The organism is Streptomyces sp. SAJ15, from assembly GCF_007595705.1.
Taxonomy (GTDB): domain Bacteria; phylum Actinomycetota; class Actinomycetes; order Streptomycetales; family Streptomycetaceae; genus Streptomyces.
In genome coordinates this window covers 16,979-30,242 of the sequence record NZ_NISY01000002.1, presented here as the reverse complement: position 1 = coordinate 30,242, position 13,264 = coordinate 16,979, and the positions used below count along the sequence as shown (strand labels likewise).

At 74.1% G+C, this 13,264-nt stretch carries 9 protein-coding genes; 3 read left to right on the top strand and 6 right to left on the bottom strand.

Annotated elements, in window-relative coordinates; all coding sequences use genetic code 11:
* Position 1 precedes the first annotated feature (1 nt).
* From recA to CD790_RS05725, 3 genes are all read right to left on the bottom strand, one after another.
* Positions 2 to 1,141: a recombinase RecA gene (recA, locus tag CD790_RS05735; RefSeq protein ID WP_144381953.1), complete on the bottom strand. Its 1,140-nt coding sequence runs from the start codon at positions 1,139 to 1,141 to the stop codon at positions 2 to 4.
* Between the two features lie 141 nt (positions 1,142 to 1,282).
* Complete coding sequence (locus CD790_RS05730) at positions 1,283 to 2,560, bottom strand: AI-2E family transporter (protein ID WP_144381952.1); 1,278 nt, start codon at positions 2,558 to 2,560, stop codon at positions 1,283 to 1,285.
* Between the two features lie 156 nt (positions 2,561 to 2,716).
* Complete coding sequence (locus CD790_RS05725) at positions 2,717 to 2,911, bottom strand: DUF3046 domain-containing protein (protein WP_144381951.1); 195 nt, start codon at positions 2,909 to 2,911, stop codon at positions 2,717 to 2,719.
* A gap of 80 nt (positions 2,912 to 2,991) precedes the next feature.
* Here CD790_RS05725 and CD790_RS05720 point away from each other — a divergent pair, with 80 nt between their 5' ends.
* From CD790_RS05720 to CD790_RS05710, 3 genes are all read left to right on the top strand, one after another.
* Positions 2,992 to 3,939, top strand: a complete 948-nt coding sequence (locus CD790_RS05720; RefSeq protein WP_144381950.1) for a hypothetical protein — start codon at positions 2,992 to 2,994, stop codon at positions 3,937 to 3,939.
* Positions 3,940 to 4,189: 250 nt separating this feature from the next.
* Complete coding sequence (locus CD790_RS05715; protein ID WP_399217230.1) at positions 4,190 to 9,055, top strand: ATP-dependent helicase; 4,866 nt, start codon at positions 4,190 to 4,192, stop codon at positions 9,053 to 9,055.
* A gap of 377 nt (positions 9,056 to 9,432) precedes the next feature.
* Complete coding sequence (locus CD790_RS05710; protein ID WP_144381948.1) at positions 9,433 to 10,281, top strand: Fpg/Nei family DNA glycosylase; 849 nt, start codon at positions 9,433 to 9,435, stop codon at positions 10,279 to 10,281.
* 1,149 nt (positions 10,282 to 11,430) lie between these two features.
* On the opposite strand, the gene CD790_RS05700 is transcribed toward CD790_RS05710, so the two are convergent.
* The 3 genes from CD790_RS05700 to CD790_RS05690 all read right to left on the bottom strand — a co-directional run bounded on the left by CD790_RS05700 (position 11,431) and on the right by CD790_RS05690 (position 13,248).
* A complete protein-coding gene (locus CD790_RS05700; protein ID WP_144381947.1) occupies positions 11,431 to 11,901 on the bottom strand; it encodes a Dps family protein in 471 nt (156 codons plus the stop codon).
* A gap of 347 nt (positions 11,902 to 12,248) precedes the next feature.
* Positions 12,249 to 12,629: a helix-turn-helix domain-containing protein gene (locus tag CD790_RS05695; RefSeq protein ID WP_144381946.1), complete on the bottom strand. Its 381-nt coding sequence runs from the start codon at positions 12,627 to 12,629 to the stop codon at positions 12,249 to 12,251.
* Between the two features lie 109 nt (positions 12,630 to 12,738).
* Positions 12,739 to 13,248, bottom strand: coding sequence for a CinA family protein (locus CD790_RS05690; protein ID WP_144382681.1), 510 nt, complete (start codon positions 13,246 to 13,248; stop codon positions 12,739 to 12,741).
* Positions 13,249 to 13,264 lie beyond the last annotated feature (16 nt).

Below are 13,264 nucleotides of genomic sequence, written 5' to 3'. Positions count from 1 at the left end.
ATCAGCTCTTGGCCGCGGCGGCCTTGGTCGCCTTGGCACCGGCCTTCGCCGCCGTGGCGGTCGTGGCCTTCGCCGGGGCGGCGGCCGCGCCGCCCGTGGCACCCGCGGCGTCCGCGCCGGGCTCGGCCACGGCGGCCGGGTCGGCCTTCACACCGATGCCGAGCTTCTCCTTGATCTTCTTCTCGATCTCGTTGGCGAGATCGGGGTTGTCCTTCAGGAAGTTGCGGGCGTTCTCCTTGCCCTGGCCGAGCTGGTCGCCCTCGTACGTGTACCAGGCGCCGGACTTGCGGATGAAGCCGTGCTCGACGCCCATGTCGATCAGGCCACCCTCGCGGCTGATGCCCTGGCCGTAGAGGATGTCGAACTCGGCCTGCTTGAAGGGCGGCGCGACCTTGTTCTTGACGACCTTGACGCGGGTGCGGTTGCCGACCGCCTCGGTGCCGTCCTTGAGGGTCTCGATACGACGGATGTCCAGGCGCACCGAGGCATAGAACTTCAGCGCCCGGCCACCGGTGGTGGTCTCCGGGGAGCCGAACATGACGCCGACCTTCTCACGCAGCTGGTTGATGAAGATCGCGGTGGTCTTGGACTGGTTCAGCGCACCGGTGATCTTACGCAGCGCCTGGCTCATCAGTCGGGCCTGGAGGCCGACGTGGGAGTCGCCCATCTCACCCTCGATCTCCGCGCGGGGCACCAGGGCCGCCACGGAGTCGATGACGATGAGGTCGAGCGCGCCGGAGCGGATCAGCATGTCCGTGATCTCCAGCGCCTGCTCACCGTTGTCCGGCTGGGACAGGATCAGGGAGTCGGTGTCCACGCCGAGCTTCTGGGCGTAGTCGGGGTCCAGGGCGTGCTCGGCGTCCACGAAGGCCACCGTGCCGCCGGCGCGCTGGGCGTTGGCCACCGCGTGCAGGGTCAGCGTGGTCTTACCGGAGGACTCCGGCCCGTAGACCTCCACCACACGGCCGCGCGGCAGGCCGCCGACGCCGAGCGCGACGTCGAGAGCGGTCGACCCGGTGGGGATGACCTCGATGGGCTCGTTCGGCCGCTCGCCCATGCGCATCACGGCGCCCTTGCCGAATTGCCGTTCAATCTGTGCGAGAGCGGCGTCCAGCGCCTTCTCGCGGTCGGTGCCTGCCATGGGTTCCACCCGGGGTGCTTGAGTCGATCGCTTCACGTCCATGACGCTAACGCCTGCCACTGACAACGCGCCCGGACTGCGGCCGGCCTGTGGAAAACCCAGGGCCGGAACACCCATGAGAATGGATGTTCGAATTACGTGTCAACCGCGCCGCGAGAGCGTGTCGCGGACCCGCGCCAGCGCCGAGGCGCCCCGCTGTCCGGGCTCTGCCGGGGCGTCGCTCCCCTCTTGCGCCGCCGCCCGTTGTTCGGCCCGCCGCTCGCGTCGCGACGTCCGCCGCCGCCCCTGGACCCGGGGGTCGTCGGTCACCTCGTACCGCTTGACGTACGTGCTGAGGAACGCCTGGAGCGTCGCGGTGGCCGGGATCGCGATCAGGGCGCCCACCGCGCCGAGCAGCGCCGTGCCGGCGATCACGGAGCCGAAGGCGACGGCCGGGTGGATGTCCACGGTCCTGGCGGTGATGCGCGGTTGCAGCAGGTAGTTCTCGAACTGCTGGTAGATCACCACGAAGCCGAGCACCCACAGCGCGTACCAGGGCTCCACGGTGAAGGCGATCAGCATCGGCAGGGCGCCCGCCAGATAGGTGCCGATGGTCGGGATGAACTGCGAGATGATCCCGACCCAGATGCCCAGCGCCGGGGCGTAGGGCACCCCCAGGCACTCCAGCAGGATGTAGTGCGCGACGCCGGAGATCAGCGCCATCAGACCGCGCGAGTAGAGGTAGCCGCCGGTCTTGGCGACCGCGATCTCCCAGGCCCGCAGGACCTCGGCCTGCCGGTGCGGCGGCAGCAGGGAGCACAGCCCGCGGCGCAGCCGGGGGCCGTCGGCGGCGAAGTAGAAGGCGAACAGCGTCACCGTCAGCACCTGGAAGAGGCCGCCGAGCACCGCCGCGGACACGTCCAGCACGTTGTCGGCGCTGTCCTCGACGTACGTCTGCAGCCAGTCGGAGTGCAGCAGGCTGTCCTGTATCTCCACCCGGGACAGATCAGAACGGAAGGTGGCGTTGATCCACTTGATCACCTTGTCCAGGTACTTCGGGAAGTCCTCGACCATGGTGGCGATCTGTCCGGCCAGCATCGAGCCGAGCAGCGTGAAGAAGCCGGCCACCGAGACGACGATGCCGAGGAAGACCAGGGCGGTCGCCACTCCCCTGCGGACGCCTCGCGCGGCCATCCGGTCCACCGCCGGCTCGATGGCCAGCGCAAGGAAGAACGCGATCAGGATGTTCAGCAGCAGCCCGGTCAGCCGGTCGAAGGCCCAGGTCGCCAGGCGGAAACAGGCCACGAGCGCGAGCGCGAGCACCATCGCGCGGGGCAGCCAGCGCGGCATCCGCGCGGACGGGTGCGCGGCGTTCCCGGTGCTCGGCACGGGAGCGGGGCGGTCGCCGTCGGGGATGGTCGTCTCTTCTGTCGTGGCCACCCGCACAGTGTGGCGTACCGACCGCACACCTTTCCGGCCACCCCGCGCGGGGGACCGACAGGCGCCAGAGCGTGCCCCCGACGCGGACCGTCCCGGTGTGCTCCCGGGAGGGTGGCGATCCGCGCGAGGCTCCGGTCGGGGGCGCCCCGAAGGGGCTCAGCGGCGCTCGAAGGGGATCTCCATGGCGCTGCACACCCCGCGCCAGACATCCTTGGTCTCCCAGCCCGCGGCCAGCGCCTCCCGTACGGTCCGGCCTCCCAGTTCGGACATCACGTGGTCGCGCGCGAACGTGTCGGCGTACCCCTCTCCGAAGTGATCCGCCATCCGCTGCCAGAAGTCCGTCAACCGCATGCGCCCAGTATCCCGCCCCTAGGAGTGCTGCCGTGCGCGAGCCGCTGCCGTGGAGCGCTTTCCGCCCTACGGTCTGGTTCATGGCCCGATCCGACACAGCGCCCGCCGCGCCCTTGTCGTCCCTGTCCCCGCTCGCCCGTGCCGAGCACTTCGTGTGGCTCACCGCCCGCGTCCTGGAGCAGCACCGGTTCGCGTACCACTTCCTCGGCGCCGCGGCCGACCCGGTCGAGGCGGCGCTGACCGCCTACGCGCGGGACGACGGCGGCTTCGGACACGCCCTGGAGCCCGATCTGCGCGGCCCGGTGAGCCAGCCGCTGCACGTGGCGCACGCGCTGCGGGTGCTCGACACGATCGGCCGCTGTGGAGGGCGGCGGGCCGAGCGCATCTGCCGCTACCTGACGGAGATCTCCACCCCGGACGGCGCGCTGCCCGCGCTCCACCCGTCGCTGCGCGGCTACCCGGCGGCGCCCTGGATCCCGGTGCTGGACCATCCGCCCAGCGATCTGCTCGCCACCGGACCGGTGGTGGGGCTGCTGCACCGCAACGACGTGTGGCACGCCTGGCTCTTCCGGGCCACCGACTTCTGCTGGTCGGCGGTGACCCGCCTGGCCGACGGGGCGAGGACGCATCCGTACGAGGTCCAGGCGGCCGTCGCCTTCCTCGACGGAGCGCCGGACCGACCCCGCGCGGAGAGCACGGCCGAGCGGCTCGGCCGCAGTGTGCGCGAGCAGGGGCTGGTGGTGCTCGACCCGGACCGCGCCGAGGAGTACCCGCTCCCCGAGGGGTACGCGCCCGGCGAGCGCCACTTCCCCCATGACTTCGCCCGCGCCCCGGGCTCGCTCGCGCATCGCTGGTTCTCCAGGGGGGAGCTGGAACGGTCGTTGGATCACCTCGCCGCCGCCCAGCGGGACGACGGCGGCTGGCCGATCCGCTGGCGCCGCTGGGCGCCGGGCACCGAGCTGGAGTGGCGGCCGATCGTGACCATCGACGCCCTGCTGACTCTGCGCGCCCACGGCCGGCCGATCTAGCGGCCGGTCACACGATCCGTGGCCGCCGGGCGGGCCGCCCGCCCCCTCCGACCGGCTCGCCGACGCGGGCCGGATCCCGCCCCGCCGTGGCACCGCCCGACGGCCGTCCCCGGCGGCCGTCCCCGGCGGCCGTCGGGCCGGGGGCGAGGAGCGACGACACCGGTCACCCCCGGACCGTGCGGGCGCCGCGGCGCCGCCCGCACCGCCTCCGACCAGCGAGGACGGCCGATTGTCAGTGGCGCGGTGCACGATGGTGGGCATGGCGACGACAGCGCTCGACGGCTTCTCCCCTGCCACCCGCGGGTGGTTCACGGGAGCATTCAGGGCGCCCACCGCCGCACAGGAGGGGGCGTGGCGGGCGATCGGGGCCGGCTCGGACGTGCTGGTGGTCGCCCCGACCGGCTCCGGCAAGACCCTCGCGGCGTTCCTGGCGGCGCTGGACCAGCTGACCAGCAACCCACCGCCCGCCGAGGCCAAGCGCCGCTGTCGGGTGCTGTACGTGTCGCCGCTGAAGGCGCTCGCCGTCGACGTCGAGCGCAATCTGCGCTCCCCGCTCACCGGCATCCGGCAGGAGTCCGTGCGGCTCGGGCTGCCGGAGCCGGAGGTGCGGGTCGGCATCCGCTCGGGCGACACCCCGCCCGCCGAGCGGCGGGCGATGGCCAGCCGGCCGCCGGACATCCTGATCACCACCCCCGAGTCGCTGTTCCTGATGCTCACCTCGGCCACGCGGGACGCGCTGAGCGGGGTGGAGACGGTGATCCTGGACGAGGTGCACGCGGTCGCGGGCACCAAGCGCGGCGCGCATCTGGCGCTCTCCCTGGAGCGCCTCGACGAGCTGTTGGAGCGCCCGGCCCGCCGGATCGGGCTCTCGGCCACCGTCCGGCCGGTGGACGAGGTGGCGCGCTTCCTGTCCCCCCGGCGCCGGGTGGAGGTCGTCCAGCCGCCGTCCGGCAAGGAGTTCGACCTGTCCGTGGTGGTGCCCGTGGAGGACCTCGGCGAGCTGGGCGGCTCCCCGGTCCAGGAGGGCGACACCGGCGAGAAGCCGTCGATCTGGCCGCATGTGGAGGAGCGCATCGCCGACCTGGTCCAGGCCCACCGGTCGACGATCGTCTTCGCCAACTCCCGCCGCCTCGCCGAGCGGCTCTGCAACCGGCTGAACGAGATCGCGTACGAACGCGCCACGGGCGAGGCCGCCGCCGAGCACCACGCGCCCGCGGAGATCATGGCCCAGGCCGGGGCGGCCAAGGGCGCCCCAGCGCTCCTGGCCCGCGCGCACCACGGCTCGGTCTCCAAGGAGCAGCGGGCCCAGGTGGAGGAGGACCTGAAGGCGGGCCGGCTGCCGGCGGTCGTGGCCACCTCCAGTCTGGAGCTGGGCATCGACATGGGCGCGGTCGACCTGGTGGTGCAGGTCGAGTCGCCGCCGTCGGTCGCCTCCGGCCTCCAGCGGGTGGGTCGCGCGGGACACCAGGTCGGCGCGGTCTCGACCGGCGTCGTCTTCCCCAAGTACCGCGGCGACCTGGTGCAGGCCGCGGTCGTCACCGAGCGGATGCGCCAGGGGGCCATCGAGTCGCTCCGGGTGCCCGCCAACCCGTTGGACGTGCTGGCCCAGCAACTGGTGGCCATGACCGCGCTGGACAGCTGGGACGTGGACGAGCTGCTGGCCGTGGTGCGCCGCGCGGCGCCGTTCGCCTCCCTGCCCGAGTCCGCCTTCACGGCCGTGCTCGACATGCTCGCCGGCCGCTACCCCTCCGACGCCTTCGCGGAGCTGCGGCCGCGCCTGGTCTGGGACCGCGTCGCCAACACGGTCACCGGGCGGCCCGGCGCCCAGCGGCTGGCGGTCACCTCGGGCGGCACCATCCCGGACCGCGGGCTGTTCGGCGTCTTCCTGGCGGGCGCCGACCCCAAGAAGGGCGGCGGCCGCGTCGGCGAGCTGGACGAGGAGATGGTCTACGAGTCGCGGGTGGGCGATGTGTTCACCCTCGGCACCACCTCCTGGCGGATCGAGGACATCACCCGCGACAGGGTGCTGGTCTCCCCCGCCCCCGGCGTCCCGGGCCGGCTGCCGTTCTGGAAGGGCGACCAGCTGGGCCGGCCGCTGGAGCTGGGGCGCGCGCTGGGCGCGTTCCTGCGCGAGGTCGGCGGCCTGGCGCCCGAGGCCGCGCGCGAGCGGCTGCTGGCCGCCGGGCTCGACGCCTGGGCCGCCGACAACGTCACGGCCTACCTGGACGAGCAGCGCCGCGCCTGCGGCCACGTCCCGGACGACCGCACGATCGTGGTGGAGCGGTTCCGGGACGAGCTGGGCGACTGGCGGGTCGTCGTCCACTCCCCCTTCGGCGCCCAGGTGCACGCCCCCTGGGCGCTGGCGCTGGGCGCCCGCCTGGCCGAGCGGTACGGGATGGACGCCCAGGTCATGCACGCCGACGACGGGATCGTGCTGCGGCTGCCCGACGCCGATCTGATGCGGCTGGACCTGCTCGACGCCGACCCCGCCGCGCAGGGCGTGGAGTACGACAGCGAACAGTCCCCGGTGGGCGCCGCCGACGTCGTCTTCGACCGCGGCGAGGTCGACCAGATCGTGACCGACCAGGTCGGCGGCTCGGCGCTGTTCGCGGCCCGCTTCCGCGAGTGCGCCGCCCGCGCGCTGCTGCTGCCGCGCCGCAACCCGGCCCGGCGCACCCCCCTGTGGCAGCAGCGGCAGCGCTCCGCACAGCTGCTCCAGGTGGCCAGCGAGTTCGGCTCCTTCCCCATCGTCCTGGAGGCGGTCCGCGAGTGCCTCCAGGACGTCTTCGACGTGCCCGGCCTCACCGAGCTCATGGGTGACATCGAGTCCCGCCGGGTCCGGCTGGTCGAGGTGACCACCCCCGAGCCCTCGCCCTTCGCGCGGTCGCTGCTCTTCGGCTACGTGGCCCAGTTCCTCTACGAGGGCGACTCCCCGCTGGCCGAGCGGCGCGCCGCGGCCCTCTCCCTGGACTCCCGGCTCCTCGCCGAGCTGCTGGGCCAGGCCGAGCTGCGCGAGCTGCTGGACGCCGAGGTGCTGACCGAGCTGGAGCGCGAGCTGCAGTGGCTGACGGAGGACCGGCGCGCCAAGGACCCCGAGACGGTCGCCGACCTGCTGCGGCTGCTGGGGCCGCTGACCGACGCCGAGCTGGCCGAGCGCGGCGCCGAGCCGGAGTGGGTGCGGGAGCTGGCGGCCGCCCGGCGCGCGATCCGGGTGCGCGTCGCCGGGGCGGACCACTGGGCGGCCGTCGAGGACGCCGGCCGGCTCCGAGACGCCCTGGGGACCGCGCTGCCGGTGGGCGTCCCCGAGGCGTTCACCGAGCCGGTGAAGGACCCGCTCGGCGATCTGCTGGCGCGCTACGCCCGCACCCACGGCCCCTTCACCTCCGCCGCGGCCGCCGCCCGCTTCGGCCTGGGCACGGCCGTGACCGAGGGCGCGCTGCACCGGCTCGCCGCCGCCGGCCGCGTCGTCCAGGGCGAGTTCCATCCGGCCGGGATGGACCAGGAATGGTGCGACGCCGCGGTGCTGCGCCGGCTGCGCCGCCGCTCGCTGGCCGCGCTCCGCGAGGAACTGGAGCCGGTGCCGCCCGCGGCACTGGCCGCCTTCCTCCCCCAGTGGCAGCACGTCGGCTCGCTGCCGGCGGGACGACAGCGCGGCGGAAGCCACAGCCTGCGCGGCATCGACGGTCTCGTGCGCGCCGTCGAGCAGCTGCAGGGCGCGCCGGTCCCCGCCTCCGCCCTGGAGAAGCTCGTCCTGCCGTCCCGCGTCGTCGACTACTCCCCCACGATGCTCGACGAGCTCACCGCCACCGGAGAGGTCCTCTGGGCCGGGTCCGGAGCGCTGCCCGGCAAGGACGGCTGGGTCTGCCTCCACCTCGCCGAGGCGGCGCCGCTGCTGCTGCACGCCCCACACCCGCTGGAGATCGGCCCACTGCACCAAGCCGTGCTCGACGCCCTCTCCGGGGGCTACGGCCTGTTCTTCCGCCAGATCGCCGACCAGGTGCGCGCCGCCCACCCGGACTGCGGCGATCCGCAGCTCGCCGAGGTGGTGTGGGAGCTGGCCTGGTCCGGGCGGCTCACCAACGACACCCTCGCCCCGCTGCGCGCCCTGCTGGGTTCCGGCCGCACCGCCGGGGCCACCGCCCATCGCGCCAAGCGCGCCGTCCCGCGCGGTCGCTACGGCGGGCTCACCGGCCGTACCGGTCGCCCCACCGCCTCCCGCGGCGGGCCGCCGACGGTGGCGGGCCGCTGGTCCCTGCTGCCCACGCGGGAGCCGGAGACCACCCACCGCGCCCACGCCCTGGCCCGTGCGCTGCTGGACCGGCACGGCGTGGTGACCCGCGGCGCGGTCGCGGCCGAGGGCGTCGAGGGCGGCTTCGCCGCCGCCTACCGGGTGCTGGCCGCCTTCGAGGAGAGCGGACAGGCGCGGCGTGGCTATGTGGTCGAGGGCTTGGGGGCGGCCCAGTTCGCGATGGACGGCGCGGTGGACCGGCTGCGCGCGGTGAGCGTCGCCCGCGAGCGCGCGAGTGCCCCGAGCGCCACCCCCGGCGGCTACGCCCTCGTGGACTCCGTCCCGGCCGTCGGCTACGACGGCACAGGTCAGGCGCTCGACGGATACGGCACCCCCGGCTTCGGCGGGTCGGCTCCCGTCGAAGCCTTCGGCGGGCCGGCCCCGTCGACCGCCGGGCGCCACGGCGCCCCGGCGAGCCCGGCGGCCGGCGGCCGCACGGTGGTGCTCGCCGCGGCCGATCCGGCCAATGCCTACGGTGCCGCCCTACCCTGGCCGGAGCCGCCTTCCGACGCCGGGCACAAGCCGGGCCGCAAGGCCGGATCGCTGGTCGTGCTGGTCGACGGCGAGCTCACCCTGTATGTGGAGCGCGGCGGCAAGACGCTGTTGGCCTGGCCCCTCGGACCGGCGGAGGCGGCCTCGCCCTTCGACGACGGCCGGCTCCAGGCCGCGATCGACGCCCTGGCCCACGCCGCCCGCGCGGGCGCCCTCGGCACGGTCACCGTCGAACGCATCAACGGCACCCCGGCGCTCTCCTCCCCCTTCGGCCCGATCCTGGAATCCGCCGGCTTCCACGCCACGCCACGCGGCCTGCGCATACGCGAGGGGTAGCCGGCCGCCTCCGCCCCGGCCGCCAGCCACCGCGGTCGTCGTCCGCCTGCGACATCCGTGCGCCCCGAGCACGATGACGCATCCGCGTGTCCGCTCCGCGGCGCAGGGGTCACGGGGGCGCACGCAGGGCAGCCTCTGAGCGGTGCGCGGACGCGGACGCGGGCGCACTCCCCCGGCGGGCGGCACTCCTGGGACACCACCGCGCCCCGTCCACCGACCCCCGTGCGCCCCGTGCGACGGGCGCGCCCCGCGTGCCGCCACCGGGTGCGGCCCGGCCCCCGCGACGGCACAGGCCCGGAGGCGGCCGAGGCCCGAAGGCGGCCGGAGCCCGAAGGGCGTCGGGGCCCGGAGCGGGTGGGCGCCTGCATCATGGCGGTATGCCTGAGGGAGACACCGTCTGGTGGACGGCGCGGCGGCTGCATGAGGGGCTGGCCGGTCAGCGGCTGGTGCGGTGCGATCTGCGGGTGCCGCGGTTGGCGACGGTGGACCTCACGGGCCGCGAGGTGATCGAGGTGGTGCCGCGGGGCAAGCACCTGCTGACCCGGGTCGAGGGCGGGCTGACGCTCCACTCGCATCTGCGGATGGACGGCGCCTGGCGGGTCTACGCCCCCGGCGCGCGTTGGACCGGCGGGCCGGGGCATCAGATCCGGGCGATCCTCGGCACCGCGGGCGGCACCGCCGTCGGCTACCGGCTGCCCGTACTCGAACTGCTCCGCACCGCGGACGAGGACCGGGCCGTCGGCCATCTCGGGCCCGACCTCCTCGGCCCCGGCTGGTCCTCGGAGGAGGCGTTGCGCCGGCTGCTCGCCGACCCGGGCAGGCCGGTCGGCGAAGCCCTGCTCGACCAGCGCAATCTCGCCGGGATCGGCAACGTCTACAAGTCCGAGCTGTGTTTCATGGCGGGCGTCTCCCCCTGGACCCCGGTCGGCGACGTGCCTCGGCTCGAGCGGATGGTGGCGCTCGCCAAACGGCTGCTGGAGGCCAACAAGGACCGCCCCGCCCGCGTCACCACGGCCGATCCGCGCCGCGACCACCGGCTCTGGGTCTACGGCCGGGCGGGCCGTCCCTGTACGCGCTGCGGCACCCCCGTGCGCGGTGCCGACGTCGCCGGCGCCCCCGGCAGCGGCGATGACGGCCAGAGCAGGGTCGGCGCCGGTCGTGACAGCGCACGCGTCACCTACTGGTGCCCGCGCTGTCAGCCGGGGCCCGCCCCCACCGAGTCGTGACCCTTGCCGGCGGCAGCGCCCCGGTCGCGCGGTCCGGTCCCGTACGTCAGCGCCCCCGTCGCTCGGTCCGCTCCCGGACGTCAGCGCCCCCGACCACTCAGAGGTCCGGCCCCCTTCCCGCACCCGCGGTCCTTTTCCCGGCCGCACCCTTCCCCGCGCCCGCACCCCTTCCCGCAGCCGCAGCCTTTCCCGCGGCCGCGCCTCCTCGCGCAACCGCACCCCTTCGCGCCGCGGAAGCCCGTGCCCATACGGCGGAATCCCATACCGCGGCCGCGGCCTCCTCGGGACCCCTGGGCACAGCCGCACTCCCCCGCACAGCCGGCGCAGCCGCACGGCCCCGGACACCCGGCGCAGCCGCACGTCCGTGTGCGGCCGCACGCACCCGCCCCGCCAGCACAGCCGCATCGGGCCGCCTGGCCGCCTCCGCACGCCCCGTGCGCCGCGCACGGACCACTCGCGGCACACCCCTCCGCCGCCCCATCGCAGCACCACTCGCCCGGGCCCGGGAGGCCCAGGCGGCGCAGCAGCCATCCCCAGAGCCGGTGGCGGCGGATAGCCCGGGCTCCGGCGGCGGATCCGGGGACGCAGTGCACGGGCAGCAGGCTCAGGCCCCAGCCGCCGGCCACCACCGCGCCTTCCACCGGACCGGCGCGACCGGGCTGGAGGGCCAGCCGGAGCGCCGCCCAGCACCACAGGCACCAGATCCCCACGAGAAGGCTCGCGCAGGCCCACCGGGCCGCCCGGCGGAAGCAGCGGCCGGCCGTTCCGATGGGTGCCATGGCTGCCTCCTTCGGCCGACGCGGACTCGGGCAGACGCTAGACGCCGGTTCGCTCGGGCCGGGAGAGCGCACAAGGGGCGCGGCGGGGCGGCGATGACCGGGGCGCGTCGGACCTCCGCGCTCTCCACAGTCTGCCCAGCGTCGGCCCACCCCGCATGTCGGCCCGCCCACATCGAGAGTGGGACGGCCGACTGCCTCTGACACCCCCGACCGCCTCTGACACCCCCGGATGCCCCCGGCCGCCCCCGGCACCCGTCCCGGCACCCGTCCAGCACCCGGATGTACCCCGACGCCGACGCTCTCGCCGCCCCTGACACGCCATCAGGCTGATGTCCCGGCCGTTCGCCGGAACATCAGCCCTTCACCACGCTCAGACGTTCTCCGCGTTGAACATCCAGTGGTGCTTCTCCAGATCCCGTGTCAGCCCGATGAGGATGTCCTGAGTCACGGGATCGGGTTCGGCGGTGGCGTCGATACGCTGCCGCATCCGCCCGATGACCGCGTGGAGGGCGGCGACCAGGGTCCGTACGGCTTCGGTGTCCTTGCTCCAGCCGTCCTTGACGGTGTCGATTCCGCTGGTCTTGGCGACGGTCTCGGCGCGGCCGTCCGGGGCGACACCGATCGCCGAGGCGCGCTCGGCCACGATGTCGGCATGCTGCCGGGCCGTGGCCACGACCTCGTCGAGTTGAAGATGCACGGAGCGGAAGCGTGGTCCGACCACCGTCCAGTGGACCTGCTTGGCCACCAGGGAGAGGTCGACGAGGTCGACGAGCGCGCCCTGTAGGGCGTCACCGACGGTCTTGCGGCTCTCCTCCGGGAGGGGGCTCTTGAGCACGGACATCCGTTTCCTCCTGTTCGACTGTTCGCCATCGACAGCGACCGTTCGACGGCATTTCGAGCAGTTGGCTCCCTTCCCACCATCGCACAGACCATGGCAACCTTCGTGCGCGTTCCACGCCCCGACGGCCTGCGGACAGCTCCCCATAAAAGGAGGCGACCGCACGCTCTTCGGTGGTCAGCGTGGGTACGGCGGTGGCATCTCAGCGGTGTGGCGCGCCGCTGAACGCGAAGGAGTCCTGGCCGGTGCGCATCCGCACCCACCAGGACTCCGTTCGAACACTCGTCGTCTCGACATCCGTCGTCTCGAGTCGTGTCGACACGCGACGGGACCACCGAGGATTCGGGCCGTCAGGCCGCGACGACATCCACCGCTTCCGCCGGGGCCTTGATGGTCACGCGCTCCTCCGGAACACCCGTCACCGAGGTGACGGACACCGAGTTGAGCGGCCTGACCGGCGTTGGCACGGGCTCGGTCGCGGTGGCCGACTCCGCCAGCTCCGCGAGCGACAGCTCGTCGCTCACTTCCCGCATGACCTGGGACATCCGCACATCCAAGGCGTCACAGATCGCGGCGAGCAGTTCGGATGAAGCTTCCTTCTGGCCGCGCTCGACCTCGGACAGGTAGCCGAGGGACACCCGGGCGGAGGAGGAGACCTCGCGCAGAGTACGGCCCTGGCGCTGGCGCTGCCGGCGCAGCACGTCACCCAGCAGGCGACGGAGCAGAATCATCGCTGGCTCCCTCCTCGGACCTCGGATCCGGATCCTTCACGCCCCACCGTACCGCCTCCGGCTCCGCCCGTGCGGGGAGCGATGTCGTGTTCACTCAGGGCTGCAAACATCAAATCCCCCCGTGTTGTTCCGTATCCTGTGCCCTTGCATTTTCGATCAGTTCGTTGAACAACAGCTCTAGAGCTGCTCGTACGCTCTGCTGTCGAATGTCTGCCCGGTCGCCGTCCAGATGCAACGCGACCACGGTCGCGGCTCCGCCCGGCCCCTCGACCGCCACGAAGACCGTGCCGACCGGCTGCCCGTCCTGCGGGGTCGGTCCGGCGACCCCGGTGGTCGCCACCCCCCAGTCGGCGCCCAGCGCCCGCCGTACGCCCCCCGCCATCTGCCGTGCGACGTCCGCGTCGACCGCCCCCCGCTCGGCGAGCAGTTCCCCGTCCACGCCCAGCACCGACCGCTTGAGCTCGGTGGCGTACGCGGTCACCGAGCCGCGGAAGGAGCGGGAGGCCCCGGGCACGGCGGTCAGCGCGGCGGCCACCAGTCCACCGGTGAGCGACTCGGCGACGGCCAACGTCTGGCCGCGCGCCGCCAACAGCTTCAACGCCCGGACCGCCGGCCCCACGTCCGGGGACCCACCC